General features: G+C 39.6%; 38 protein-coding genes. 5 read left to right on the top strand and 33 right to left on the bottom strand.

Annotated elements, in window-relative coordinates; all coding sequences use genetic code 11:
• Positions 1–52: 52 nt before the first annotated feature.
• The 20 genes from DWW68_RS02570 to DWW68_RS02485 form a co-directional block, all read right to left on the bottom strand.
• Positions 53–496 carry a hypothetical protein gene (locus DWW68_RS02570; protein WP_055287240.1) on the bottom strand — a complete coding sequence of 148 codons (444 nt, stop codon included), beginning with the start codon at positions 494–496 and terminating at the stop codon, positions 53–55.
• A complete protein-coding gene (locus tag DWW68_RS02565; RefSeq protein WP_118588762.1) occupies positions 465–830 on the bottom strand; it encodes a hypothetical protein in 366 nt (121 codons plus the stop codon). Before DWW68_RS02565 ends, DWW68_RS02570 begins: the two co-directional genes overlap by 32 nt.
• Positions 831–853: 23 nt before the next feature.
• Positions 854–1,282 carry a single-stranded DNA-binding protein gene (locus DWW68_RS02560; protein WP_118588761.1) on the bottom strand — a complete coding sequence of 143 codons (429 nt, stop codon included), beginning with the start codon at positions 1,280–1,282 and terminating at the stop codon, positions 854–856.
• Positions 1,283–1,401: 119 nt separating this feature from the next.
• Positions 1,402–1,980: a hypothetical protein gene (locus DWW68_RS02555; RefSeq protein WP_055287234.1), complete on the bottom strand. Its 579-nt coding sequence runs from the start codon at positions 1,978–1,980 to the stop codon at positions 1,402–1,404.
• Positions 1,977–2,588, bottom strand: coding sequence for a type II toxin-antitoxin system PemK/MazF family toxin (locus DWW68_RS02550; RefSeq protein ID WP_199641172.1), 612 nt, complete (start codon positions 2,586–2,588; stop codon positions 1,977–1,979). Before DWW68_RS02550 ends, DWW68_RS02555 begins: the two co-directional genes overlap by 4 nt.
• 6 nt (positions 2,589–2,594) lie before the next feature.
• The gene (locus tag DWW68_RS02545) at positions 2,595–2,930 is read right to left on the bottom strand and encodes a hypothetical protein (RefSeq protein ID WP_118588760.1); all 336 of its coding nucleotides are present in this window, start codon (positions 2,928–2,930) and stop codon (positions 2,595–2,597) included.
• A gap of 91 nt (positions 2,931–3,021) precedes the next feature.
• The gene (locus DWW68_RS02540) at positions 3,022–4,326 is read right to left on the bottom strand and encodes a ParB N-terminal domain-containing protein (RefSeq protein ID WP_118588759.1); all 1,305 of its coding nucleotides are present in this window, start codon (positions 4,324–4,326) and stop codon (positions 3,022–3,024) included.
• An 18-nt stretch (positions 4,327–4,344) separates the two neighbouring features.
• Positions 4,345–4,740: a hypothetical protein gene (locus DWW68_RS02535; protein WP_243052992.1), complete on the bottom strand. Its 396-nt coding sequence runs from the start codon at positions 4,738–4,740 to the stop codon at positions 4,345–4,347.
• A 2-nt stretch (positions 4,741–4,742) separates the two neighbouring features.
• Positions 4,743–5,522 (bottom strand): ParA family protein, encoded by a 780-nt coding sequence (locus DWW68_RS02530; protein ID WP_118588758.1) that lies wholly within the window; start codon positions 5,520–5,522, stop codon positions 4,743–4,745.
• Positions 5,523–5,555: 33 nt separating this feature from the next.
• On the bottom strand, positions 5,556–5,855 hold the full coding sequence (locus tag DWW68_RS02525; RefSeq protein ID WP_118588757.1) for a hypothetical protein: 300 nt from the start codon (positions 5,853–5,855) through the stop codon (positions 5,556–5,558).
• Positions 5,852–6,319: a VRR-NUC domain-containing protein gene (locus DWW68_RS02520; RefSeq protein WP_118588756.1), complete on the bottom strand. Its 468-nt coding sequence runs from the start codon at positions 6,317–6,319 to the stop codon at positions 5,852–5,854. Before DWW68_RS02520 ends, DWW68_RS02525 begins: the two co-directional genes overlap by 4 nt.
• Positions 6,316–6,480, bottom strand: coding sequence for a hypothetical protein (locus DWW68_RS13575; protein WP_199641179.1), 165 nt, complete (start codon positions 6,478–6,480; stop codon positions 6,316–6,318). Before DWW68_RS13575 ends, DWW68_RS02520 begins: the two co-directional genes overlap by 4 nt.
• Positions 6,481–6,582: 102 nt before the next feature.
• Positions 6,583–6,786: a hypothetical protein gene (locus DWW68_RS02515; RefSeq protein WP_118588755.1), complete on the bottom strand. Its 204-nt coding sequence runs from the start codon at positions 6,784–6,786 to the stop codon at positions 6,583–6,585.
• On the bottom strand, positions 6,783–7,514 hold the full coding sequence (locus DWW68_RS02510) for a lytic transglycosylase domain-containing protein (RefSeq protein WP_243052991.1): 732 nt from the start codon (positions 7,512–7,514) through the stop codon (positions 6,783–6,785). The genes DWW68_RS02515 and DWW68_RS02510 overlap by 4 nt, the downstream gene beginning before the upstream one ends.
• Positions 7,459–8,424 (bottom strand): hypothetical protein, encoded by a 966-nt coding sequence (locus DWW68_RS02505; protein ID WP_118588753.1) that lies wholly within the window; start codon positions 8,422–8,424, stop codon positions 7,459–7,461. Before DWW68_RS02505 ends, DWW68_RS02510 begins: the two co-directional genes overlap by 56 nt.
• Positions 8,425–8,632: 208 nt before the next feature.
• The gene (locus DWW68_RS02500) at positions 8,633–8,929 is read right to left on the bottom strand and encodes a hypothetical protein (RefSeq protein WP_101874765.1); all 297 of its coding nucleotides are present in this window, start codon (positions 8,927–8,929) and stop codon (positions 8,633–8,635) included.
• A 25-nt stretch (positions 8,930–8,954) separates the two neighbouring features.
• Positions 8,955–9,137 carry a hypothetical protein gene (locus tag DWW68_RS13320; RefSeq protein ID WP_147365636.1) on the bottom strand — a complete coding sequence of 61 codons (183 nt, stop codon included), beginning with the start codon at positions 9,135–9,137 and terminating at the stop codon, positions 8,955–8,957.
• A complete protein-coding gene (locus DWW68_RS02495) occupies positions 9,104–9,286 on the bottom strand; it encodes a hypothetical protein (protein ID WP_055287211.1) in 183 nt (60 codons plus the stop codon). Before DWW68_RS02495 ends, DWW68_RS13320 begins: the two co-directional genes overlap by 34 nt.
• Complete coding sequence (locus DWW68_RS02490; RefSeq protein ID WP_226981619.1) at positions 9,283–9,543, bottom strand: hypothetical protein; 261 nt, start codon at positions 9,541–9,543, stop codon at positions 9,283–9,285. Before DWW68_RS02490 ends, DWW68_RS02495 begins: the two co-directional genes overlap by 4 nt.
• Before the next feature lie 214 nt (positions 9,544–9,757).
• Positions 9,758–10,174 (bottom strand): hypothetical protein, encoded by a 417-nt coding sequence (locus DWW68_RS02485; RefSeq protein ID WP_118588752.1) that lies wholly within the window; start codon positions 10,172–10,174, stop codon positions 9,758–9,760.
• A 147-nt stretch (positions 10,175–10,321) separates the two neighbouring features.
• On the opposite strand from DWW68_RS02485, the gene DWW68_RS02480 reads away from it, so the two are divergent.
• Positions 10,322–10,687: a helix-turn-helix transcriptional regulator gene (locus DWW68_RS02480; RefSeq protein ID WP_118588751.1), complete on the top strand. Its 366-nt coding sequence runs from the start codon at positions 10,322–10,324 to the stop codon at positions 10,685–10,687.
• 7 nt (positions 10,688–10,694) lie between these two features.
• On the opposite strand, the gene DWW68_RS02475 is transcribed toward DWW68_RS02480, so the two are convergent.
• A complete protein-coding gene (locus DWW68_RS02475) occupies positions 10,695–10,892 on the bottom strand; it encodes a hypothetical protein (RefSeq protein ID WP_118369655.1) in 198 nt (65 codons plus the stop codon).
• Between the two features lie 47 nt (positions 10,893–10,939).
• Positions 10,940–11,137 carry a helix-turn-helix transcriptional regulator gene (locus DWW68_RS02470; RefSeq protein ID WP_022164642.1) on the bottom strand — a complete coding sequence of 66 codons (198 nt, stop codon included), beginning with the start codon at positions 11,135–11,137 and terminating at the stop codon, positions 10,940–10,942.
• A gap of 66 nt (positions 11,138–11,203) precedes the next feature.
• Here DWW68_RS02470 and DWW68_RS13570 point away from each other — a divergent pair, with 66 nt between their 5' ends.
• The 3 genes from DWW68_RS13570 (at position 11,204) to DWW68_RS02455 (ending at position 13,233) form a co-directional block, all read left to right on the top strand.
• Positions 11,204–11,659, top strand: coding sequence for a DUF3040 domain-containing protein (locus DWW68_RS13570; protein WP_118588750.1), 456 nt, complete (start codon positions 11,204–11,206; stop codon positions 11,657–11,659).
• A 173-nt stretch (positions 11,660–11,832) separates the two neighbouring features.
• A complete protein-coding gene (locus DWW68_RS02460; RefSeq protein WP_118588749.1) occupies positions 11,833–12,885 on the top strand; it encodes a site-specific integrase in 1,053 nt (350 codons plus the stop codon).
• Positions 12,886–12,894: 9 nt separating this feature from the next.
• Complete coding sequence (locus tag DWW68_RS02455; RefSeq protein WP_118588748.1) at positions 12,895–13,233, top strand: hypothetical protein; 339 nt, start codon at positions 12,895–12,897, stop codon at positions 13,231–13,233.
• A gap of 217 nt (positions 13,234–13,450) precedes the next feature.
• On the opposite strand, the gene rpsI is transcribed toward DWW68_RS02455, so the two are convergent.
• The 10 genes from rpsI to DWW68_RS02405 form a co-directional block, all read right to left on the bottom strand.
• A complete protein-coding gene (gene rpsI, locus DWW68_RS02450; protein WP_118588747.1) occupies positions 13,451–13,843 on the bottom strand; it encodes a 30S ribosomal protein S9 in 393 nt (130 codons plus the stop codon).
• 23 nt (positions 13,844–13,866) lie between these two features.
• Positions 13,867–14,295 carry a 50S ribosomal protein L13 gene (gene rplM / locus DWW68_RS02445; RefSeq protein WP_021952740.1) on the bottom strand — a complete coding sequence of 143 codons (429 nt, stop codon included), beginning with the start codon at positions 14,293–14,295 and terminating at the stop codon, positions 13,867–13,869.
• A 224-nt stretch (positions 14,296–14,519) separates the two neighbouring features.
• Positions 14,520–14,969 carry a hypothetical protein gene (locus DWW68_RS02440; protein ID WP_021952741.1) on the bottom strand — a complete coding sequence of 150 codons (450 nt, stop codon included), beginning with the start codon at positions 14,967–14,969 and terminating at the stop codon, positions 14,520–14,522.
• Between the two features lie 83 nt (positions 14,970–15,052).
• Positions 15,053–16,459, bottom strand: coding sequence for a hypothetical protein (locus tag DWW68_RS02435; RefSeq protein ID WP_158576788.1), 1,407 nt, complete (start codon positions 16,457–16,459; stop codon positions 15,053–15,055).
• 12 nt (positions 16,460–16,471) lie between these two features.
• The gene (locus DWW68_RS02430; protein WP_118588745.1) at positions 16,472–17,899 is read right to left on the bottom strand and encodes an MBOAT family protein; all 1,428 of its coding nucleotides are present in this window, start codon (positions 17,897–17,899) and stop codon (positions 16,472–16,474) included.
• A gap of 14 nt (positions 17,900–17,913) precedes the next feature.
• Positions 17,914–18,750 (bottom strand): hypothetical protein, encoded by an 837-nt coding sequence (locus tag DWW68_RS02425; protein WP_021952744.1) that lies wholly within the window; start codon positions 18,748–18,750, stop codon positions 17,914–17,916.
• Positions 18,751–18,872: 122 nt separating this feature from the next.
• Positions 18,873–19,613, bottom strand: a complete 741-nt coding sequence (truA, locus tag DWW68_RS02420) for a tRNA pseudouridine(38-40) synthase TruA (RefSeq protein WP_021952745.1) — start codon at positions 19,611–19,613, stop codon at positions 18,873–18,875.
• A 13-nt stretch (positions 19,614–19,626) separates the two neighbouring features.
• Positions 19,627–20,433 (bottom strand): energy-coupling factor transporter transmembrane component T, encoded by an 807-nt coding sequence (locus tag DWW68_RS02415; protein WP_118588744.1) that lies wholly within the window; start codon positions 20,431–20,433, stop codon positions 19,627–19,629.
• Between the two features lie 5 nt (positions 20,434–20,438).
• Positions 20,439–21,287 (bottom strand): energy-coupling factor transporter ATPase, encoded by an 849-nt coding sequence (locus tag DWW68_RS02410; RefSeq protein WP_118588743.1) that lies wholly within the window; start codon positions 21,285–21,287, stop codon positions 20,439–20,441.
• Position 21,288: 1 nt separating this feature from the next.
• Positions 21,289–22,140, bottom strand: coding sequence for an energy-coupling factor transporter ATPase (locus tag DWW68_RS02405; protein ID WP_021952748.1), 852 nt, complete (start codon positions 22,138–22,140; stop codon positions 21,289–21,291).
• Between the two features lie 138 nt (positions 22,141–22,278).
• Between DWW68_RS02405 and DWW68_RS02400 the strand changes: the two genes are divergently transcribed.
• Positions 22,279–24,153, top strand: coding sequence for an alkaline phosphatase family protein (locus DWW68_RS02400; protein ID WP_158576787.1), 1,875 nt, complete (start codon positions 22,279–22,281; stop codon positions 24,151–24,153).
• Between the two features lie 58 nt (positions 24,154–24,211).
• Here the strand turns inward: DWW68_RS02400 and DWW68_RS02395 are convergent, their stop codons facing one another.
• Positions 24,212–25,693 carry a glycosyltransferase family 2 protein gene (locus DWW68_RS02395; protein ID WP_118588741.1) on the bottom strand — a complete coding sequence of 494 codons (1,482 nt, stop codon included), beginning with the start codon at positions 25,691–25,693 and terminating at the stop codon, positions 24,212–24,214.
• Positions 25,694–25,938 lie beyond the last annotated feature (245 nt).

Raw genomic sequence — 25,938 nt, 5'->3', positions numbered from 1 at the left:
GTTTATTTTGTCTTTTGTTCACCCACTTTTTACCCCTGTTTTCACCCTCATTTCACCCTGTTTTCACTCCGTTTTTATCATTTTCAATCGCTTTTGCACCGAATAACTTGATTGACAACCGCTGAATCATCACCCTGCACCACTTTTTCGGTGAGTTGCGTCCGCATCCTGTCTCCCTCACTATATCCTCGTATGACATGCCCTTTATATAGACCGCCTCAAGAGTGTCGTATTTGTACCCCTCACCTGCTGCCTCTGCATCTTCCTTGAGCGATGCAAGAGCCTTTTTCAAGTGTTCAAACAGAATGACCGTCTCTGCACGGCACTCTCTGACCGATTGCAAGAACGCCTTTTCTGCTGATATGTTGTATTTGCCTATATCCGGCACTTGAGAGGTCTCTGATACTGCCTCGTTGATGTATCGTTCCATTTCACGATAATTTTCAAGATATAGCAAGGTTTTTTCAATGACCGTCTGCTCCTTTTCCTCTTTCATGCTTTTTCCTCGCTTTCTGCTTTCTTCTCATAGGCAGACCGTGCATTTTACGCCAGTTATTCGTGTTTTTGCGATTTTTCGCATCTCTCAAACTGCTCATTTTCAAAATTGCCGTTTTTGCCTGTTGCAAAGTCGTTCCCATTTGCAAAACTGCCTCAACGAACGCCTCTGCTGTTGTTTCAATCTTCATTTCCGGTTCTTTCGGTTTTTCCGGTTTCGTGACATCCGGATTTACGGTCGCTTTGTCTGCTGCCGTCTCAATAATGCCCGAAATCTCTTTTTCCGTTTTTCCCATCGCCCGAAATCGGTCAATTATGCCTTTTAAGATTCCCATATTATCACAACCCTCCTTTTCGCTTACATAAAAGGCAATTCGCCGTCGATACCGTCCGGAATGTTCATGAATCCGTCTCCTGCGTCTGAATATCCGGCATTTTCTGCCTGTTCTCCTGCTACCCTCTTGCTTTCTGCAAATTCCTGTTCCTCAATCACAACATCGGTCGTATATACCTTTTGACCGTCTCTGTTGGTGTATGAACCTGTCTGAATCCTGCCAGTTGCAGCAATTTTCGTTCCCTGTTTCAAATACTTCTCTGCAAATTCGCCATTTTTACCGAATGCGACGCATGATATAAAATCCGCTGACTGCTGCCCGTCTCTTGCACCTCTGCGGTCGACTGCCAGTGTATAACGTGCCACGCACATGGATTCCTGTGAACTGTTCTGCTGTGTATATCTGACATTCGGGTCTCTTGTGAGCCTACCCATCAATATGACTTTGTTCATTCTCTTTTTCCGTCCTTTCTTGAATCAATCTCTCGTATAAACGCAAATCATCCGGCGGGATGTCGAGATTCCAGTCTCTCGCAAATTCTATTCCGCCGATGAACGCCTCTTTTTCTCTATCAGTCATTTTCCCGCTGCATGACATATTCATTTTGCATTTTCTGCAATCTGACAAGTCCTTTTTTGAACTCAAGGTCATCACCGTTCATGCAGACATCGAATATTTTCTCATAGTCGACAATGTGTGTCTTGATGAACTCTGCCTCTGCTGCCGTCCTGCTCTCATTGATGAACATTCCCTTGACTGCCTCTTTTATCATTTCACAATGGGTCTGTTCCTCCTCTGTCGTTGGAGGTGTGGTTGCAATCATTTTCTCATACGCATTGTCAATCGCTCCTGCAATGAGTTCTTTCCAACCCTTGCCCCGCTCTCCTAATAACTGACATTCAATATCCTCGAAACGGTTTCCTTGCCCTGCTGCCGTGATTCTGATGTCCTTTTTGCCCTTTGCTGCAATCAGAATCAAATCGTCGTCGTATGCCTCCATGTAGTAGTCAAATTTCGCATCAAAATTCGGATTCGGATTGATGATGATTTCCGGTTGACTGCTGCCCTCTGTTTGGATGCTCACTCCGATGTATTTCGCATCTGTTGCCTTTGCATTGATAAATATTGCCTTTAACTCGCTTTTGTTCATGCTGCTCCTCCATTCACTAATCTGTTGAGTAACTGTTCATACATGGTCTTGTATGTGTCTCTTTCTGTCTGTAATCTGATTGTGTCCTCTGATGATGTCATATTTGCAATTTTCTTGTTTTCCTCAACGTATACTGCTGCATCCTGTTCAATCTCTGCGATTGCCTCCTCATGCTCCTGCTGCATTGTCTCAATTTCTCTCTTGAGACTGTCGATTTCCTCCTGCTGCTCCTTGATGGTCTTGTAATACTCTTTTGCTGTCTTAATGCCATTATCCAACTGCAAGGAAATCATGAGAGCAATGTCGATATTCTCCATTTCCTTGTCTGTCGCCTCTCCGATATATGTTCCGATGCGTTCCGTTGATACCGAATAAACCTGCTCACACAATACCGTGCTGATTCTGCCTGTTGACCTTATTGTCACATGTGTCGGGAGGTCTGTTTTTGGCTGTGTAGTCATATATACAACCTCAACAACATTGCTGTTCTCATTGTTCTTGTTGTTGCTAACCACTACCGCCGGACGGTCTGCGTGTTGTTCGCTCCCGTTGTAGGATGCCCCCCCTCTGCTGATATAGAACATTTCGCCTCTTTTGATGTCATTCATTGATTTTTACCTCCTGCATTCGATATTTTCATTTTCTGAAATCGTTTCATTGCCAACGATATACTTTGCAAGTTCTCTTTCGTCCATCAAATTATCACAGGTGTTCTCTGTTGCGATGATTTTTCCTAATTGCCCGAACCCGATTGCAATGTCGCATCGTATTCCGTCCATTGTGTAGTTTTCCGGAACATACTTGATAACCATTGATTCAGTCACAACCTGTGCTTTTGATGTGTGCAAATCTGCAATAACCGGAGTGCAATCCCTTAATATCATATAGAGCCACTCCGCTCTCTTTCTTGCCTCGTCTTTTGTCTTTGTTCTGACATATACTGTTTTCAATTATTTCCTCCAATTCTTCAATCTGTATTTGATGATATATACAATCTGCATCAAATACGGGTGTCTCTGTTTATGACTCATTCTGTCTCCTCTATGCCTCGCCTAAACCGATAACGCACCAACCGTCTGACAGTCCACTGCATGTGATGTCATCATCTTTGCAGGTGATTCTCATGTCTGCCGTCTCTCCGGTCGCTTTACCTGCTGCAAATACTACTAATTTGACGACATTTCCGACCTTGAATCCGTCGTCTTTTGTTATCATGTACGGTTTTCTATATTCTCCCGTGTATTCCTCGAATTTGTCCTGTGACACTCTGATTGTCTTTATTTCCTCCGGTGCTGTTGACGGGAGTTTCTGCATCTTCTCCTCCTGCTCCATCTCACGGAGTTTTTTCTTTGTCTCACGGTCGATTGCATCCTGTTCCTCTGAATATCTCTGCTCGTCGGTCTTGTATGCCTCTGTACGGTTCTTGTACTGGTCGCATGATGTACATGTTCCGGTTTTGACGTTGCATGTCTCATATTCGGTGCAGGAATAACATATTGATGTGATTCCCTCCGGATGCGGTGTTTCGTAATCGTCGCCCGCTCTCACTTCCGGCGGGTTCATGCCGATTTCTGTCTCTGTGTCGGATTCTGACACCTGCTGCCCTGCTGCCCTTTCTGCTTTCATGTCTTTCACATCTTTGTGTGTGAGTTCTCCGGTTTCTGTGAATTTCCCCAGTGCCTCCCGCTGCTCGTCCTCTGTCATCCCGCTCAATTCATAGGCTGCGGAAAATGTGAGGCGTTCTCCCTTGAGTTCCTCTTTCCATTCCGGAATCAGATTGTTGTTGACTGCCTCTATTTGAGCAACCTTTGTTTTGCTCATGTGCAGCATTGAGGAAATCACCTCTCTCAATCGTCCGGATTGCAGGTCATATCCCTTGATTTTCTTTCCCGCTGCTTTCATACGTTCAAGAGATGCCTTGAGGCGTGTTTCCTCCTCAATCATGTCGGAGGTCGTCTTTGTACGGTATGCGTTCGCAATTATGATTTCAACCTGCTCCTCGTCGTTATCCTGTGGCGTTGTCAATTTACTGGTTGCAAGTTCAAATTCTTTATATCCCTTTGACACAAGGTACTTGAGAGCCTCCCATCGTCTTTCACCTGCTACGATTCTATATTCGCCCTTGTCGCATGGTGCATATACAAGTTCAAGGTTCTGTTTCAACCCATACATGAGGATGTCTCCTGCCAGTTCCTCAATCTGCTCTACACTGTAAAAATTCATATCGTTCCGGTACATCTTGAAAATTGAAATGTCCTTTGTCCGGAATCTCGCTCTCGGAGATTCATCAATCCCCGCTTTGCTGTTCTTGTTGAGTGCGTCTTTCACGCTGAATCCTGCTGCCATCTGTTCAACCTCCTGTTATTACTCTGTGAGTTTCTGTTTCTTTGTCTCTGTACGTTCGACGTTGATTTCACCCTTTGCATTCTGTGAAATTGATGCTTTGCCCCCCCCTCGGAGGTTCAATGTGACTTTCGCAAGTCCTCCGGTGTAAATCTCCTCGACTGCTGCCTTTAAGATGTTCACGATGCCCTCACCGCATCTCTTGTCCGGTGCTGCGTTCTCTCCAAACAAGGCAGACACATTCATCATTGCCTTTTCTTTCCTCTGTTTCTCTTTCTGATACTCGACCGCCTCTGTGCAGTTACATGTCATTGTTGCCTGTTCCTCTGCCTGTGGTTGCGTCAGTTCCTTGTCGGTCTCAATCTGTACCATCTGACCGCAAAACCTGCACTGTGCTGTTTTGATAATGTCTCCCATGTTTATTCCTCCATTTCCTTGAGTAACTCATGCACAACGCATCTGTAATCTTGAGACACGATTCCTCTCTTTGAAAATTTCGGGAGTGGAATCATCGCCGTTGTTGATTTCTCTGCGACGATGGAACGACGAATCGGTGTGACGAACATGTCAAATCCGGATTCTGTTTTCAACCATTCCTCCACCTCAAGAGAGGTCTTGTTTTTCTGTCGCATTGTCATGAGTGCCTTGATTCTCAAATCCGGATTGATGTCTCTCAAGTCCTCAATCTGCTCCTCAAGGTTCTGCAATGCCTCGATTTCATATCCTCCGACCTTTACCGGAGCGATGACGAGTTCTGCTGCAATCAGAATGTTGATGACGACCATGTCAAGCAAGCGACCACAATCACAAATGCAATAATCGTATGCGTCAGATACTTCCTCCAATGCCTCACGCATCCTTGTGACTTGGTTGTCCTCTGACTTGAGCAGCAGATTCATGTCGGTTTTCATGAGATAGCCATTCGCCGGAATGATGTCAATGTGTGAATAGTCGGTCGGTCGAATCAAATCGCCCGTTTTATATGCACCTCCGACACATTCATGTTTCTCAAGCAGTTCACTCATGCCGATTCCGTCCGGTTCATATACCCCGAACGTCTTTGATGTGTCTCCCTGTGGGTCTCCATCTAACACAAGCACTCTTTTCCCCTGCTCCTCGCCCAACATATAGGCGATTGAATCGGATGTCGTTGTTTTCCCGATTCCTCCTTTTGGTGACATTACTGCAATAATTTTCATGTCTTTTCCTCCTGTTTTCCTGTTATTGTCCTGTTATAAATAAATTGTGTAATACAGTTTCATTTGCAATTCTTGAAACTTGAAATCCGGCGTTTCGTCCGGTCGTAATGGTGACATGAGGTTCAATTCTTTCCACTTCCTGTGAGTAATCTCCGGAACTGCTCTGAATTTCACGACCGTGTCGTTTTTGTGTTGCTCATAGAGTGTGCAGTTCGTGTGACCGACCTCCGGTGCAAATAATGCAAGATAGCCGACGAACATCTCCTCGCCTCCCTTGATGATTCGCAGCATGTCCGCACTCTCTAATGTGTTGAGTAAATCCGCAAGCGTCATGACCTGCCTCCCTTGACTTTCCCATCCTTGAGGATGCTGTTGTTCGGGATGCTCATTTTGTTGTTGAAATCCTCCTCCGGACAATAACACAACGCAAGATTCAAATATTCCTCAATGACTTTGATTGCCTCCTCTGCTGAATAGCAGGTTGCGACGAAATGTCCTGCTGCTGCCATGTCTGCAAGGAACTCTTTTTGCGTGTCCTGCTGCCTGTTGTTACCGAATTTCATTTCAACGAACAATCCGCAGTATGAGCCTTTCGGATATGGGAGGCACAAATCAGAAACACCCGCCTTGACACCCATCTGCTTGAATTTGACTGCCTCCTGCTTGTTTCTGCTGCCTCCGTTCGGTACATGGAACAACCATCTCAATTCCGGATAACGGTTCATGTTCCAATTCGCCCACGACACAACATTGATTTGCTCTGTGTCCTCACTTCTCATTGCATATTTCATGTTCATTTGCCTTTGCCCTCCTGTCTGCATGTGTCATAATATTCGCAGAACAAACAAATGTGTCTGCAATCCTTGACCTTGAACATCCATGTGAACCGTTGCAGCTTGTACCGCAGTATGTACCCGATTTGTGCAATGTACGGATGTTTCTGTCTGTATGTTTTCATTTGTCTTGCTCCTCCATTTCTAAAATCATAAAAGCATGTATGAAAATGCTCTTGTGTTTCTTGCCGAACTGGTCTTTTGCCGGAGGCACTTCATGCATGTTCTCAATCGTTCTCTTTGCCTCCCACCATCGGCGTGTTTTCCCGTCTCTCGAAATCGGTTTGAAATGTACCTTGACCGTTCCCTTGACGACGGAAAAACTGGTCTCTGTCTACCCGCAGGATGTCATCGAATCCCGCTGCCTTGACTGCTGCCTCCGCTTTTCGGAAATACCTCTCTTTCGATTCCGGTTTCCAGTCAAACCTCATTTCCCGACCACCTCCTCAATCTCTTTCATTCTCTGCATGATTGCCGTGTTGTATGAATAGACATACACGCCGTTGTTCCACAAATGTTCCCTTGCACCTCTTTCACCGTAGTTGTACGCTGCAAGTGCATCCTGCACCGTTCCGTATTTCTTGAGGAGATACGATAGGAAATCAATCCCGACTTTCACATTCTGATATGGGTTCATGAGGTCGATGCAGTTCAATTTCTGCATCCGGTCGGTGTGCCATTTCTCATATATCTGCATATATCCCTTTGAGTTCCCGTTGTCTCCGGTCTTGTCGAACTCATATCCGGATTCATACTCTATGATTGCCAATACAAGGGCATACGGAACATCGTTTTGCTTGCATAGACATCTTGTGTATATCTGCATTTTCTCCGGAAAATAGCCTTTGTCTGCATACTTCTCCGGCAGGTCGTAGAACACGAATCCCTCAAGGTCATCACTCCCCCAGTCCTCGGACATGGTATCAAACACCTTGTATTTGTCCTCGATGCTCTCTGCCGTCTGTGTCATTGTTTCCGGATTCTGTATCACTTCCGCTTGCGTCGTCTCCGGTTTTTCCTCCTGCTGCTCCGGTTCTTTGACATTGAACAATATCACGCAAAATCCTATCAGTAATACCGCAATCAATGTGATGTGAAATGTACTATATAAACCTGCTCTTTTCAATGCCCGTCTTATCCGTCTTATTCGTCTTTTCACCTGTCGACCTCCTTTTCCGCATTCGTGCATGTATATAAAACATGCAATTAAAATCGTTGTAGTACACTGCTGCATTCGTGAAATCCATGTCCGGATACCACTTTTTCAATATCTCCGGAATGGAATCCCTATCCTTGACCATCTTGTCAACGAATGAGCCTATTTTTTTATAACTGCCTCCTGCTGCCGGACGTTTGGAATGAACGACCTTGATTCGTGGGTCTCTCAATCCCTGCGAACTGTTCCACCTCTTTTCCGACGGAACACGGTTCTTTTCCTCGACGATATAATTCGCCATACCGGACAGACCGTTTTCGTCCGTCTGCAATCGGCGAACCTCATTCCTGCTTGACTGTTTCCAACAGGATTCAACCGTCTCCATGTCTAACGCTCCATCCATGACAATGTGATGATGCCATCTGATTTCCGCATCCGGATTGTATGCGGTCACATAGACATATTTCGCATTCGGGAGACCTCTCTTTTTCCTCTGATAGTTGATGCGTCGGATGTACTTTTGCACATTCTTGATTGCTGCATCCACATCCCCGTCCGGCGGGAGATGCTCGTCATCATAGGTCAATGTCATCCAAATATCACGGTCACTGAAATTCTCATTGATTAGCCTCTCAACATATTTCCGTGCGTTCTTGTCATTCAGATTCTTTTGAGCCTTGTTGTCTTTCTTGATAGTTCTCCCCTCCGGAGGTACTTCATCCATGCTCCGGAACTGCGGATATATCTCAATTTCAAACTGGTCTCCTGCTGTTATCTCTTTCAGTGCATATATAACTTTCTTTCGATGTTGGAACAGGTTCTCAATGAACCACTCATGCATGTCCTCCATCGCTTTGTTATATGCTGCCTCATAATCATACGGGATATATTGCATCCCTCTTTTTCTTGCCATCTGACACAATCCTCCTGTCATGTTTTCGTAGACTTGTTATTATCTATTACAAGGACGATAAAAGTTCCGAAAACCCTTGATTTTATAGACCTTTTCGGTCTCTTTTCAAGTTGCTTTTTTGTGTCAGATTTGCTATAATATTTCTAGTGAATTTCAAGTCTGACACGACTTGCACCGGACATCTGCTCGCAACGGATGTCCTTTTTCTTTACTCAAAATCATAGTCGAATATTCTCTCGTCTCCGGAGAGAACAATGTCTCCGTGTTTTATGTATGCCTTGCATTTGAAAAATGTCTCTGAATGGTCGTGTGATTCCTCAACCTCCTTTTCATCAAGTTCCAACTCAATGACGCTCATTTGTCTCATTCCTCTAATCACAAGAAACTTGCAAGCGTCAATCGGGTCTTTGCACATATAGACAACGCCATCCCACGACTTTTTGAGAACGCCCTCGGCGTATATCTTCATCATTGTTTCTTTTGGTGCTGCATGATAAAATCTCATTTTCTCACTCCTTTGCTGTTGTCTTTTATACGGTCGCAACCGCAAGTTCTCTTTTCTTGTCGCATCTTCCTCCTCTGCTCTTATCACAAGGACGACCACTGCAATGGTTGTCCTTTTTCTTTGCTCTCATGCTCCTGCTATGTACTGCCCCGCCGTTATGACGGGGCGTTTTCATTAAACGGCTGCAACCGCCTCTTTCTGTTCCCATCTGCGACGCTCCTCTGCTTTTCCTGCTGCCTTACCCTCGGCATACGCAGACATCACCATAATGGTCATTGACTTTCCCTCAAGGTCGTCAATATTCATGAATTTTTCTGCCATGCTCTCAATCACTGCCTTTTTCTCGTTTCTCGTCATTTTTCAACACCTCCTCGGATTCGCTCAATCTCTTTTTCTATGTTCTTTCCGGAATAATCTGCAAGCAGTTTTTCCGAAATGTGATACGTCCAAATTGAGGACATCTGCACCGCCGTTCCTATCGGGAGTTTTCCCTGCTGCATTGCTACCCTCACGAATTGCGGTGATACATTGAGGATTGCTGCTGCCTCTGTCGGCAATATTCGTCCTATATCCATCCTGTTTCCTCCTGTCGGTGGTTCTCTCGGTCTTTTCATCCCGTCCACCTCTTTTCCGGCAATGTATACCGTGTTTTGATTTTTCACCTTAAAAAATCAAGAAAAACCTGTTGACCATCCACGCACTTTGTAGCAGGTGCGACCGCTGCCATGTTTCCCACGGTATCGCTGAACGATGTCTTTCGGCTTGCCATCGTCAGAGTGTCGGTTGCCATCCGGACACTGACGGGGCGACTGCTGCCCCGTTTCGGCTTTAATAATTCAGTTCAATCGGCTTTTTCTTTTCGTCGATGCAATCCTCATAATCGAAATCAAACCATGTGTCTAAATTCAAATCGTGTCCGTCTTTTGCCAGTCTCTCAAAATCTTTTTCCTCAAGTGGCTTGATGATGTATTTCCCTGTTTTGATGTCAATGTCTACCAATTCAACATATTTGATGTGGTAATAGCATCCGTTCGGTGTCTTTCTGTAACCGCTCTTGTCTCTTACGACCATTCGTTTGATGTCTTTTTTCCTTTCCGGCTGTGGGATGCTCTTGAGCATTGTTCTGATGCTCTTTACAAATTCCGCTTTTTCAAGGTTGCTACTCATATATAATGTTTCAATCGCTCTGTACTGTTCGTTTGTTACTGCTCTACCTGCAAGGTTTTCAAATTCAGATTTCATCATTGTTTTGTACCTCCTGTGTTCTTTGTAAGAACAGTATAATTCCTTGAAAGAACAATGTCAACTCTTTTTTGTTCTTTGAAAGAACTTTTTTATTGATTTTTGTCTCTTTCGGTGTTATGCTTTAGAAAATAGAGGAGGTGATTTCACATGACACAAGGCGAACGAATCAGAGAAGTACGAAAAGCACTCGGTCTCACCCTTGAAAAATTCGGTGAGAAAATAGGAATGAAAAAGAACTCTGTCAGTCAAATTGAAAACGGAAAAAACTCCGTTACTGAACAGGTTATCAAATCAATCTGCCGTGAATTTAATGTTGATTATATATGGTTGACTACTGGTGACGGTGAGATGTTCGTTGATACCGACGATGATTTCATCGAAAGAATCGACCGCATCATGGTAGGTGAGGACGATGCCCGCAAGAATCTTTTCAAGGCACTACTTGAGGCAAGCGACGAGGACATCGCAGCATTTCAAAGAATCATAGATTTATTTGCATCAAAAAAAGACTGACAGTCTTTCAACTGCCAGTCTCATGGGTGTAGAGATACAACACGAATTTGTATATCCTCTTGAGGATGCGTTCGCTGTGTATCTTTCCGACTATTTCGACAATAGCCTCTTTGTAATTCAAGGGAGACACCACCCCCTTTCCGAATTGCATTGTATCATATATTTCCATGATTGTGGAAATATCGAGGTTGATTTCCATAATCATGGAAATCGTTCCTCCTGCTGCCGGAATCCCGCTGCATTATGGTACAATTATTTGTATTCGGATTCAAACAGGTCGGTGATGTTCACGCCTAATGCAATCGCTATCATTTCAAGTTGAAACAATGTCGGTGACACCTTACCGTTTTCGATGTTGTTTATCGTAGATTTTCCGATTCCGGATTTCTTCGATAACTCCATCAATGTGAACCCTTTTGAGGTTCTCACTTCCCACACAAGGATTTTCATTCTGCTCACCTCCTCTCTTGAGGAAAGTTTACAGAATGTTGATTTTATAGAAATGGAGGTGTGTTCATGAAATACGGTGTCAGAAAGCCAAACATTAAGAAAAGCATCAAGGCAAGAACAACAGGAAAAGTCAAACGGCAGGTCAAAAAGGCGGTCAATCCCCTTTATGGTAAAAAGGGAATGGGAATCGTCAACGACCCGAAAAAGGCAGCATATAACGCAGTGTATAACAGAACTACCGTCGGCGTGTCCGGCATCGCAAAAGGATTGACGGCTGCAAACGGAAATCCTGCTGCATCCAGTTCCACAAATGCACCGCAGAAAAAGGAATACTCTGCAAATACATACAGTGTTTGCGGAATCCTCATGATTGTTCTCGGTGCTGTCCTTGCACTTTTAGGATTGATTCTATTGCTTGCTGTTCCGGTTGCCGGAATAATTGCTATTGTGTTCGGTGTCGCATGTGTTGTCATCGGTCGCAAGTATAGAAAAGTCGCAAAAGAACGCCGTGCAAATGAATAATGCACAATAAAAAAGACGACCCACACTGCAATGTGAATCGCCTTTGTGAAACCTCCGTCTCATGCTCCTGCAAAAAGCACCGACAGAATGTTCCTGCAAACACCATTCTATCATAAAACCGTGCTTTTTGCATTGGTTTTATTTTTTATACTCTTTTTTAGGATGGTGATTTTATGAAACTACCGAACGGATTCGGAACGGTTTACAAATTATCGGGAAATCGCCGGAATCCTTATGTTGCCAAAAAGACAAAAGGATGGGAAATCGACCCGAAAACAGGTAAATCAAAACAATTATATACGGTCGTCGGATATTACCCGACCCGTAAAGAGGCATTGACCGCACTTGCGGAGTTCAATGCAAATCCTTATGATGTGGATGCTGCAAAAGTCACATTCGAGGATGTATATGAGCGATGGTCTGATGAACATTTTCCGACCGTCAGTGATTCCAACGTCAAGGGTTATCGTGCAGCATGGGCGTTGTGTGATAAACTTGCACGGATGCGGTTTGTCGATGTCAAACTCGACCACCTGCAAATGATTGTCGATGAATCCGGCAAAAATTATCCAACACTCCGGAAATTGAAAGTCCTGCTCGGTCTGATGTATAAATACGCCGTGATTCATGAGATTATCCCAAAAGAACGGAATCTCGTTGAATACCTCGACATCAAAAAGGCAGGAAACCCGAACGCATACAACCGGAAACCTTTTTCAAAAACAGAGGTCAAAAAGATATGGGATGTCAAGGATTCAAATATATATTATACTGTCATCCTCATGCTGATATATACCGGATGCAGAATCGGCGAACTCCTCGACCTCAAGAAAGAAAATGTGAACCTTGAGGAAAGATATTTCAAGATTGTCGCCTCGAAAACTGCTGCCGGAATCCGTACCGCTCCAATCTCTGAAAAGGTTTATCCGTTCTTTGAATACTGGTACAACCTCAATGATTGTGAATATCTCCTCTCTACTCCGGAGGGTGAACATTTCAAATACCGGAATTATTATGATTCGTACTGGTCGCCACTTATTGAGACCCTCGGAATGAAACACCGTCCTCACGATACCCGTCACACATGTATTTCCATGTTGACGGTTGCCGGAGTGTCAGACAAGGTCATCAAGAAAATTGTCGGTCATAAAGGGCAGGGCGTGACAGAGGTCGTATATACACATTTTGAAATCGAGGAACTGATTGACGCTATCAACAAAATATAGAGGTGTGCCATGAATAGAACTGAATACAAAAACAATTTCGGGCGTGAACATTACGAACGAATCAATCTCGTTGTACCTAAAGGCATGAAAGACATTATCAAGGCTCTTGCATCCAGTAAAGGAATGTCGGTCAATGCGTACATGCAAGACCTCGTCAGAAAAGACCAATGCGGTTTATTTGATACAATGCAGATTGCAGAAAAGAACAGAGAAATGATTTCCGGAATCACTGGAAACATGCACGACGGATATGACATCATTTTCAAGGACGGTCATTCCTATCATTGCCGGACGAAAAAAGATGTCCGGTCATGTATCATTGAATACTGCAACGAAAAGGGCGATTGATTCGTCCTTTTTTATTGCAAAAATGTGTCTTACATAAGACTTGCAATGTCTTACACAAGACAGTGTTTTCCGTGTTAGTTACCTGTTAGTTATGTGTTAGTTACCGTTGAAATTTCGTGTGTTTTTGTGGTGTCTGATAGATTTATCGGAATATAAAGAAATCCCCGAAAACTCGATGTTTTCGGGGAAATTTGCTCTTTTCTGATATTCGTTTGAATTATCTCTTTGAAAACTGTGGTGCTCTTCTGGCTGCTTTGAGACCGTATTTCTTTCTTTCCTTCATTCTTGAATCTCTTGTTAAGAATCCGGCTTTCTTTAATACTGGTCTGTTTTCAGCGTCTGCCTGAACTAATGCTCTGGCGATACCATGTCTGATGGCACCAGCCTGTCCTGTATATCCACCACCATGTACATTTACAACAACATCAAACTTATCAGCTGCATCAATAGCTGCTAATGGCTGACGTACGATTACCTTTAATGTCTCAAGACCAAAGTAATCATCAATGTCTCTCTTGTTGATTGTTACATTTCCTTTACCAGGCATAACGTATACTCTAGCGATACTGCTTTTTCTTCTACCTGTTCCATAATACTTCTCTATAGCCATTATCATTTCCTCCTCTCAGTTAACTAAAATGTTAATTCTTCCGGTTTCTGAGCTGCATGTGGATGCTCAGCACCAGCATAAACAAAAAGTTTCTTCATCATGCTTCTTCCTAAAGGTCCCTTTGGAAGCATGCCTTTAACTGCGAGTTCAATAACACTTTCAGGTTTCTTAGCAAGTTTTTCCTTAAGTGTAACTTCCTTCATACCACCAACGTAGTCTGAATGATGATAATAAACCTTCTGGTCTAACTTCTTTCCTGTAACCTTAATCTTGTCAGCGTTTGTAATAATTACATAGTCACCTGTATCAATATGAGGTGTGAACTGTGGTTTGTTCTTTCCTCTTAAGATTTTAGCAACTTCTGATGACAAACGTCCTAATGTATATCCTGTAGCATCAACTACATACCATTTTCTTTCAATATCTGCTGGACTAGCCATGTATGTTTTCATTGGTTTACCTCCTGAAATTTTGCTTATCTTTTAATATTTCTTTTATAAAACGTTCTATATCCATACCGGGGCTTTGGCTAAGACATAAAACAAACGTGCATAACACGTCACAATAGAACTTATTATATAATAAGTATTTTTTACTGTCAATTAATTTTTGTTGATTTTTTTAGTTTTTTTCAATAAAAAACTGTAGTTTCCTTATAATCAACTGAATTATATCATTAATCTACGCTGGATATTACCCAAACACCATTTTCTGTAGATGCTGAAACGGTAAACCCATCATAATAAAACATTCCATCATATTCACCGTCAACTAAGCAGCTCTTTGATTTGTCCATACTGTTGTACTGACCTATTGCAGCAACAAGCTGGTCTATTGTTTTTCCAACATAACTTTTAGCTGTAGCCTTAGCTTCTTCCGGACTAAGTGCTTTTGGTGCCTGTGTTTCCGTATTTTTCTTAACTTTCTTCTTTTTTACAACTTTCTTTGTAGGAGCCTCTGTTGTTTCCTCTGCCGTAGTCTCCTCCACTGTTGTTGCTTCTTCAGTTGTTACCTGTACTGTTGTTTCTGCTTTTGTTGTTTCATTATCTTTGCTATCTGAGCCACATGCAGTAATTGCAAATGCCATCATTGTAACTGTAGCAATCATTAAAATATTTTTTCTCATGTTCCATTTCCTCCACAATCATTCATTATACATTTATTTTATTTCTTGTAAACATCTTTTTGCGAAATTAATTATTTCTTAATCTATTCCTCAAGTTCCACTTCCACACCGCTGCCGGAAGTATAATATTCATTTCCCTTTTGAGAAATCACTTCCACATCATAACTTCCTGATGCAATATCTGCCGTATCAATATAAAGCCCGAAATGGTATCCATCTGCTTTTTCATTTTCATAGGATGCCGGGAATGCCTCAAAAGTATAAGAATTTTTATCATTGTACATTCTCACATATATATTTCCGTCATCGCTTAAATAGTTTTTGTCTACAGCACCTTTAAAGGGCAGATACTGGTTTTCACTGTCCACCATTTCAATAACAGACTTGCACTTATCCGTTGTCTGTACCGATAAGTTTTCAGTTCTAAGCGGCGCTGCCATATATGGAACTTCCTCAATAAGTGACGGAATATGTCTCTGCGTTATTTCAATAACAACTGCATCCGCATTATAATCATCCGCTAGATTTAGATTATATGGCACAGCCTTTGAAAAATAACCATGGTTATATTCATCTGCCACAAAGGGTAACAAAGCATTTCCAAAAGAATCCCTGTACATCACAATAGACCCTTTTTTAGAATCCTCTTTAGTTTCAAGAGAAATATCTTCCACGTTATTTGTCTTTGAAAGATATTCATATGTATGCTTTTTTTCGTAAATTACATTATCATCCTTTTTCTTCCCCTTTGGGAAAAGCATGCCATATAAATCTCCTGAGAAGTTCTTCTTAATAGTGTACTTTTCATTGCTGTAATCATAATGGCTTTTTCCTAAATTGTCCAAAATCCAACCACATGCCATAGCAGCTCCCTCATTATTCCAATGAGTGTCTAATTTATGATAAACACGTTTATTTACATTTTTAAACATCTGCCGCAAATCAAGAGTATTAACACCTAACTTTTCCATTTCAGCCTTTAACAGTGAATAATTGTTAACATCACTTATCTTTATGTATCTCGAAGGCATATACTCAGGATATAAGGCGTTTTTATCCGGTGCTGCTATAAACAAAAACTTTCTGTTATTGTTATTGGCATTTTCCTGAATCAGGGAAAGTACCTTTGCACAGGAATATATTTTTCTCTCTGACAATGTGTTTCTTCCAATATAATCATCTAATGTTTCACTGAAAAACAGCCAGCCGTCTTTGCCTACAATTACATTGTCATTATTAGATTCCTTAAACACATTACTTTTAATGACACCGTCAGCCTCAATTAATTCCTGCCTGAAGGCAAAATTATCTGCGAAAAAATCCGTTAATTCCGAAAAATAATCTCCATTTATATGCCCATCTTTCTTTAATTCCGGGAAACCCTGAACCTGACGTTTTTCCGCATTTAAATCCGTCTTGTAAAAAAACATGGCTACTGACGGAAGACAAATTATTATAAAAAATAAAATTATGAATATTTTCTTTTGCATTCCCATCACCACCTAAAATCTAAAATAAATAAACGGATTATATGTAGCCGTTGCTAAATTTATAACACATAGTAAAACAAGCAAAATGTCAAATGCATAAACAGCTGTATTTATGGTGTATTTTGCTTTTACGCTTCTGCCATCTACATAGCTTAGCAGATTTTCCCTTACAGGATATGCAAAAGCCACAGCCAATATCAAAATAAATATGTAATAAGGACTTAATAATTCAGCTATGTAGCTTACAGAATTTATTCCAAATGTAAAGCCTGTAAACATTGTTTTAATCATTCCAAAACCTTCAGCCACCGTGTCTGCCCTAAACATAACAAAAGCTACTGTTGCCACCAACCACACATATATATTTTTTATGACTTTGTTTTTTATTTTTATGCCCTTTCCTACAGTGTCCTCTAAAACATTTGCCACACCATGAATCATTCCCCATACAAGGAAAGTCCAGTTAGCACCATGCCATATACCTGTAAGTGCAAAAACAATTAACTTATTTATTTCTGTGCGAAGTTTTCCTTTTCTGTTGCCCCCTAACGGAATGTACACATACTCCTTAAACCAAGTAGAAAGGGATATGTGCCATCTGCGCCAAAATTCTTTTATGCTTTTTGAACAATATGGATGTTTAAAGTTTTCGCTAAATTCAAATCCAAATATTTTTGCCATTCCAATTGCCATATCAGAATAACCGCTGAAATCATAATAAATCTGTAAAGTATAGCTTATAGCTCCTACCCACGCCACAAAAAAGCCATAATCTCCTATGTTTAACTTAAATATGGCATCTGCTATATAACCTGCACCATTGGCTATAATTAGTTTTTTTGCAAGACCTCTTATAAACCGCTGAATGCCTGCAGCTGCCATATCTATACTTGATTTTCTGCTATTTATCTGTTTTGCTATTTCATTGTACCTTATAATAGGGCCCGCAATAAGCTGTGGAAAAAATGATACATACAAAACAAGGTTAAATAGATTTTTCTGCTCTAATTCAGGTTCCCTGTAAACATCAATTACATAAGACAAAGCCTGAAACGTGAAAAAAGAAATTCCAATAGGAAGGGCAATATTAGGATTCTTTATATTTATTCCATTTATGTGATTAAGATTTTCCACAATAAATCCGGTATATTTAAACACTCCCAAAACTCCTATATTGGCTATTACAGCTAATATAAGACAAATCTTTCTGCCCGCCTGGTTTTCATTTTTTGAAAACACGCCAATAAGCCTTCCGAACATGTAGTTTACAGCAATAGAGGCCAGCATAAGTAAAATATACACCGGCTCTCCAAATGCGTAAAATATCAGGCTGGCTATAATTAACAGTGCATTCTTTGCCTTAATGCCCGGTGCACAAAAATACAATGCACACACTATCGGCAAAAAAACAAACAAAAATATCGCTGAACTAAATACCATACCGTACTCCTATTTTATATCTTTCTCTTATCTACTGCCCAGCATGAATAATTTTTATATGATAAGCCGTAGTACTTTTCATAATCCTTTGCTCTGGCAAATAATGTATCATAAACTTTTCCGTTAAGCTCCATCCATGCATGTTCCGTGTCATGGGCAACATAAACTGTTTTATATCCGCTTTCATGTACCAGAAAAGCTAATGCTGCTGCTTCCGAAACACAACATCCGTCTCCATTTTTAAAGATATCATTGGCAAACGTTGATTCCCAGCCTTTTTGCTTATATATTTTGTTAAGGAAACGGTATCTCTTGTAAGGTGCCTTGGCAACCCAGTCAAAACATTTTCTCAACTTTACTTCCTTGCTGTCTGTAGCCTTGCAAATCTTATTTACCTTCAACCTTGCTGTAATCATTGTGTTAATTTTATCAATATTTAAATCTGTCTTTTCTGCCTTGCCCTTTTTATCCAGCTTAATTCCGTCCACCTTACGGTTTTTAAACATTTTTCCATTTACACGGCTGAAACAATAGTAATTTCCACGGCTTCTAAGCCATCCTAATGTCATTGTTCCGTCTTTTCCAAAGTGGTATGTTTTTCCCTTAATCTTTACAAAGCGTTTTTTCACATACTTTCCATTAACCTTATAATATGTATAACCGTTCTTTGTAACTAATTTTCCCTTCTTTTTTGCTGCCTTTTTCTTGGTATTCTTTGATACTGTAGTAGTTTTTTCAGACTTACCATCCTTATTGTCTACTGTGGCTGCTGAGGTAACTGTTAATGTACCTATACATAAAAACAATGCAACTAACATTAATACTTTGTGAATATGTAATACTCTTTTCATTTTCTGTTCCCTTTCTCATTAAATGTGATGTAATTATGTCTTTTAATCATTGGTATACTAGCACTGCGACTATACAAAATCAACATTTTGTTTATTACATTTCTATTACAAAAATTAACAATCTATTCTTGGTATTCAATGCCTACTAAAGTAAGTCCTTTTGCCGGTGCTTTAGGCCCTGCCATGTACCTGTCTTTTGCCTCAATTATCTCCTTTACATGCTCTGGCGGATACACCTTGAGTCCCACTTTCATAAGGGTTCCCACTATTATTCTTACCATATTATAAAGAAAACCGTTTCCACTGATTTTAATTGCTATAATATCATTTTCTTTATTTATGTCTAATTCATAAATTGTTCTCACAGTGGTTTTCACCTGGCTTCCTGCAGAGCAAAAGCTGGCGAAATCATGTTCTCCAACTATATATCCGGCAGCTTCCTTCATCAACTCCACATCCAAAGGCATATATACGAAATGAGTATACAACCTTACCATAGGATTTGGAAATCTGCGGTTTAATATTTTATATTCATATGTTTTTTTACTGTTGCAATATCTTGGATGAAAATCAGTAGATACTTCTTCTGATTTCTGTATTCTAATATCCTCCGGAAGTCTCTGATTCAGTGCAAAACTGATTTTTTCAGGAGGTATTTTTGTTTCCGTATCAAAAACAGCCACATTTCCTATGGCGTGAACCCCTGAGTCAGTTCTGCTTGCACCAATTACCGCAATTTCTTCTCCAAGAAGTCTTGTTAATTCTCTATTTATTATTTCCTCCACCGTAATACCGTTAATCTGTGTCTGCCACCCGCAATAATTAGTTCCGTCGTAGGAAATTATCATTCTTACTCTTTTCATTAAAACCTGCTCTCTATATGAAATATGCAAACACTTTGTCTGCACCTATTACAACTACTATCATACATAAACTTAACGCGTATCCTATGGCATCCCGCTTAGCATATTTTAACGGTTTCATTTTCGTTCTGTTTCCTCCATGATAGCACCTTGCTTCCATTGCCGTTGCCAAGTCAATGGCTCTTCTAAGGGATGATATAAACAGTGGAATAAGTATAGGTATTAAACTTTTTGCTTTCTGCAAAATATTTCCCGTATCAAAACTTGCCCCTCTTGCCTTCTGGGCTTTTGTGATTTTGTCTGTTTCCTCCATAAGAGTTGGGATAAAACGCAATGCCAGTGACATTATCATGGCAATTTCGTGAACCGGAAATTTCACTACCTTAAGGAAACCAAATGCCTTTTCCAGCCCATCTGACAGGTCATTAGGCGTGGTTGTAAGAGTCATTATGGAGGTACATATAATAAGGTATATAAGTCTCACGGAAATATATAGTGCCTTTATAAGTCCCTCTTTTGTTACGGTAAGAAATCCTATTTCCAACAGAATTTCGCCTTTTGTCATAAAAATATTTAATACCACACTAAAAAGCAGTATAAATAAAATTCCCCTGACTCCCTTCAACAGTTTCATAAATGGAATTTTTGAAGCTTTTATAACTGCTGCCATAAATATTGTAAATAATCCATAACCTGCAATTGTATTTATCTGAAAAAGTACAATTATACAAATCATCGTTCCTGCTAATTTGACTCTTGGGTCAAGTTTGTGAATTATTGAATTTTCGGGATAGTATTGTCCTATAGTAATATTTGCCATTTATCTTATCTCCCTAAACATTTAAGAATGTTTTCCTTTGCTTCTTCAAGATTAATAATATTTTCATCTACGTTGTATCCTGCTTTTTTTAATTCATGCATTACATAAGTTATTTGAGGGGCTGCCAGTCCTACCTTTTCAAGTTTCCTGTAATGGGCAAAAACCTTGTGAGGCACATCATCATACATTACCTCTCCGCCATTCATTACAATTATTCTGTCTGCATAATTTGCCACATCTTCCATGCTGTGGGACACCAGAACCACTCCTATTCCACGGTTTTCCCTTAAATCACTGATACATTGAAGAATTTTATCCCTGCCTTCCGGGTCTAATCCCGCAGTAGGTTCATCAAGAACTAATATTTCCGGATTCATTGCCAGTGTTCCTGCAATTGCCACTCTTCTTTTCTGTCCACCGGACATTTCAAAAGGTGATTTTTCGTACATTTCTTCGCCAATTCCCACCAGTTTCAGTGCCTCCTTAGCCCTAATCCGTGCATCCTCATTACTTAGTCCTTCGTTTTTCGGTCCAAAACAGACGTCCTTTAACACAGTAGCTTCAAACAACTGATGTTCCGGATACTGAAAAACCAAACCTACCTTGCACCTTAATTTTCGCAAATCAAAGTCCTTGTCAAATATATCTTTTCCATCATATAAAACTTTTCCTTCCGTAGGCTTTTCAAGGCCATTAAAATGCTGTATCAAAGTTGACTTTCCGGAGCCAGTGTGACCGATTATGGCCACAAATTCTCCTTTATTTATTTCCAAATCAACATTTTTTACGGCTGCAGTTTCCTGACTTGTTCCTTTTTCATATATATAACTTACATTTTCTAGTTTAAGCGACATATTAATTATCTCTTTCCATCTTATTTATCTGTTCTAACAGCTGGTCTACAGTAAGTATTCCATCTTCTATGTCAAGACCGCTTTTCTTTAGCATATAACCTAATTCCGTAACCTGCGGCACCTCAAGTCCATATCCTTTTATTTCGTCCACCCGGGAAAAAATTTCTTTTGGAGTTCCCTGCATTGCCAACTTTCCCTTGTCCATAACAAAGATTTTATCTGCTTTAATTGCTTCATTCATATAATGAGTTATTAAAACAATGGTTATGCCTTTTTCCTTATTAAGCTGATGCAATGTTTTGATAACTTCTCTTCTTCCTACCGGATCAAGCATGGCAGTTGGTTCATCTAAAATAATGCATTTCGGTTCCATGGCTATTATTCCTGCAATTGCCACTCTCTGTTTTTGTCCACCGGAAAGTTTTAAAGGAGATTTGTGCCTGAATTTTGTCATTCCAACGGCACCTAATGCCTTCTCCACTCTTTTCCATATTTCCCCTGTGGGAACCGACATATTTTCCGGGCCAAAGGCAACATCCTCTTCCACCATGGTTGCCACTATCTGGTTATCAGGGTTCTGAAAAACCATTCCTGCCGTCTGTCTTATGTCCCACAAAAGCTTACCATCCCTTGTATCCATATCATCTACCCAGATAGTTCCGTCGGTGGGCATTAACAGGGCATTTATATGTTTAGCCAAAGAAGATTTTCCGGAGCCGTTATGACCTAATATTACAATAAACTGCCCCTGTTCAACATCAAGGGATACTCCGTCAATGGCTCTTACCGTCTCTGTTTCTTCATCAGCTGTTCTATATTCATGAATAAGATTCTTTATATTAATTATTTCCATTTTAGTCTCCGATTAAATTTTGCTACGCCACCGCACTTATTTTATTCTATTTAGATTTTTTTTGCAACTTATATGCCAAATATTAGTTTAGACATTTGTAATTATTTATGGTATTTTATTGTGTGGAGGAATATTACAATGATTAATTCAATAAAAAACATAAGTATTAAGTTAAAAAAAGTAATTATCACTAACAAGGTTATTATATTAATGGCTCTTCCATTCTTTGCAATGGATATTTTTACCCGTGCTTTCGGTCTTAAAATTTCATATTTTCCGATTTACTATCCGGCTCCTAATATTTTCACTTTATTGTGGATTGTATTTTTTATGGGAATTGTCACTTCCTTAAAAGGAATTGCCGGTAAAATTCTTTACTGGATATTTTTCATTTTGTCCTTTGGGATGTTTTTGACTAACACCATTTATTATTCCCTTACAGGATTTTATTTTAGTTTTAATCTTACTAAAATGGCTGATGAAGGAAGTTCTTATATATTAGATACTATTGTTCATACAAATCCAGTTATATACATATTTGCCGTAATTGTACTTGTATACACTATTATTGTGGCAAAAAAATATAAGAAATATGATGAGTTTCGTTTAAAGAGGCTGCTTATTTTTGTGGTGGTTTTTGTTATACTTCATCTTTTAGCACCTCTTATGTTTGGTCACTCCAGTTCAGGGCTTAAGTGGAATAACTTTAAAAAGCCAAGAAGCGTGTACGAAAATTATAGTGACAGCAACAAAAGTATGAGAATATCAGGACTTTATGAATATTCCGTTAGAAACTTTTATTTTACTTTCCTTAAACCTAAGGATAAAATCAGCAAGGAAGATAAAAAGTTTTTAGATGACATATATAATGCAAAAACCGAAGATGAAACTAATTCATATACCGGTCTTTTCAAGGACAAGAACGTGATTTTTCTCCAGTTAGAAGGAATGGATACATGGCTTTTAAGCAAAGAAAATACACCTAACCTTTATAATTTGCTTAATCACTCCATTAATTTCACGGATCATTATTCCATATATACCGGTGGTGGTTCTACCTTCAATTCAGAATTTGCAGTTAATGCGGGATTTACCACCCCAATATCTTATACTGAAAATGTATATACTTTTAACACTAATACCTTTGACAATTCCATGGCAAGGTTGTTTAAAAAGGCCGGTTACAGTGTTAATGCTTTCCATATGAATTCGGCAGATTTTTATTCCCGTGGCATTAACTATAAAAGCTGGGGATACGATAACTACTATGGTTTAAAGGATATTGCCAAGTATAATAATTTAGATTATGAGTTAGACAGGGAATTGATTCTTAACAAAACATTTTACAATAAGATGTTTAAACAAAAGGGAAAATTTGTGGATTATATTATTTCTTACTCTCCTCATACACCTTTTACAACCTCCAAAGAGGTGGGAAAGCTTATTGCCGAAAAAAAATACGGTGTAGGTAATGTTCCCGATTTGTCGGAAGAGGAAACTGCCAAATTAATGGTGGGAGAAACAGATTATATGGTAGGTCTTTTAATTCAGGCGTTAAAGGATAATAACCTATACGATAATACAGTTATTGTTGCATATGCAGACCACTATCTTTACACAATTAAAGATAAGTCAGTTCTTGATAAATATAAGGAAACTGACAACAATCTTATTAATCATACACCATTCTTTATATGGAGTAGTGATGTTAAACCAACCGATGTTAATGAGGTTACAATGCAGATGAATATTCTTCCTACTGTGCTTAACCTGTTTGGAATAAAATATAACAGCAATAATTATATTGGAAAGAATGCTTTGGCAGATAATTACCACGGTTTTGCCTTTTTCAGCGATTATTCATGGTATGACGGAAAAGTCTACGTTGAAGATGGAAAAGTCACTAACGGTGGCAAAATCAGTCAAAAGAAGTTAGAAAAAATGAGTATTTTGGTAAACGATACCATTAAGAAAAATGATTTAACCTTGAAATATGATTATTTCAGAAAATAATTTTTAATTTATAAAATAAGCTACAGCTTAAGTGTTGCCTTAAACTGTAGCTTATTTTTTATCCTACCTGCTCTTCTATATCTTCAATTGTAATCTTGCTGTTGTGGGGAATTGGCTTCCACTCAACCTTTTTAAACAATGCTACATACTGGGTATATCTTTGTATAATATCAAAAGTAGGCCAGGTAAATACATAAAGTACCTTTCGCCATATGCTAAACTTCGGTATTCTTCTATGCTCAATTATAAACAGATAAACAGCTACCCATATATTCACAAAATATCTTCCTATTCTATAAAATAATCTTATCCATATTGCCAGTAAAATGCTGAAAAAATAAGCTTTTACTCCCGAGTCTAGGGCTACAGTGGTATTACCTGTAAAGTGTCTCACAATGGCAGATAAATATGTATCATTGCTAAAGACGTACATTGTAGCTCCTGTATTCCACGCAATAAAAGGATCAATTATTAATTTCAGTAAAATCCACTTGGCTGCATAGACAATATTTTTAGGAAGAAGTTGTGCAAAAGTATCAAAGGACATAAATCTATGCCTTATGGTTCTTATTAAATAGCTGTACCATTTATCATCTTCATAGTGCTTTGTGTTTTTATCTATGAATATATTTTTAAACAAACCCCATCCACTTTCAGCAAATGCCTGAAGATGCCCCTTAGACCAACGTAACCTTTGTCTCAATGCTACCTTTAAACTAACAGGTTGTTCATCATAGAAAATTGCATCATCATTGTAGGATATTTCATATCCCTCTACAACGCAATCTGCTGTTAATGCCCTATCTTCCGTAAGGGATGTATATTTCCATCCGTCTTTTACTATTTCATTGGAAAACAGAAAACCTGTTCCCTGAATGTTAGTTGCTAAGTGAAGAAGAGAACGGGCTCTATGCCTGTATCGTATTGACCGTAACCAATGAATGGCATATGTGGATGCTATCCAGCTTTCCGTCCAGTTCTTTGTGCTTCTATATGATGTGATTATCTTCTCTCCTGCATCAAAGGAATCATTCATTCTTGAAATATAATCTTTTTTCAGCAAATTGTCTGAGTCAAATATAAAATACCCTTCAAAGGACTCTATGCCATAATCTCTTTGTATTTGTTCAAAAAGATACTTAAGGGCAAATCCTTTGGTTCTCTCTTCAGGATTAAAATGCTCATAGCATATGGCTCCCTTTTCTCTTGCCACCTTTGCTGTATTATCAGTGCAGTTATCTGCCACAACGAATATGGTTATTAGTTCCTGGGGATAGTCCTGCTTTCTTATACTGTTAATAAGGTTTGCAATAACCGGTTCCTCATTTCTGGCAGGAATAAGCACTGCATATTTGTGCTGCTTCTTTGCCGGTTTAAATTTTCTGGTGGCAAACAAACCAATAAGCATATATGGTTTATCCTGTATTATAAGAATTCCCATAAATATTCCTACTACATAGCAAATCGCCAACACCGGCGACTTTATATTACACATAAAATCAACGATTCTGTCTATTATAGTCATTGACATAATCCACATGATTCTTTCCTCTCTATTCTGTAAAATCTATTACACTATACTAAGTTATATTAAAAAAAGCAAGTGGGAATGTTTTCATTTATGCACTATGTAAAACAGGCTTTTACTTTATTTCTCTATATTACTTGCCACAATAAGTGGTGCGTTCTCCCCTTGTGTACTATTTGCTATGTAATTATTATATTCCTTTTCATCTAATATCACATTTCCTAAAATATAATCCTGGGATATCTCATTTCCTTCTA

Origin of the sequence: Eubacterium sp. AF16-48, from assembly GCF_003479405.1 — a bacterium.
Classification (GTDB): Bacteria; Bacillota; Clostridia; order Lachnospirales; family Lachnospiraceae; genus Eubacterium_G; species Eubacterium_G segne.
This window is presented reverse-complemented; position numbering and strand designations above follow the sequence as displayed.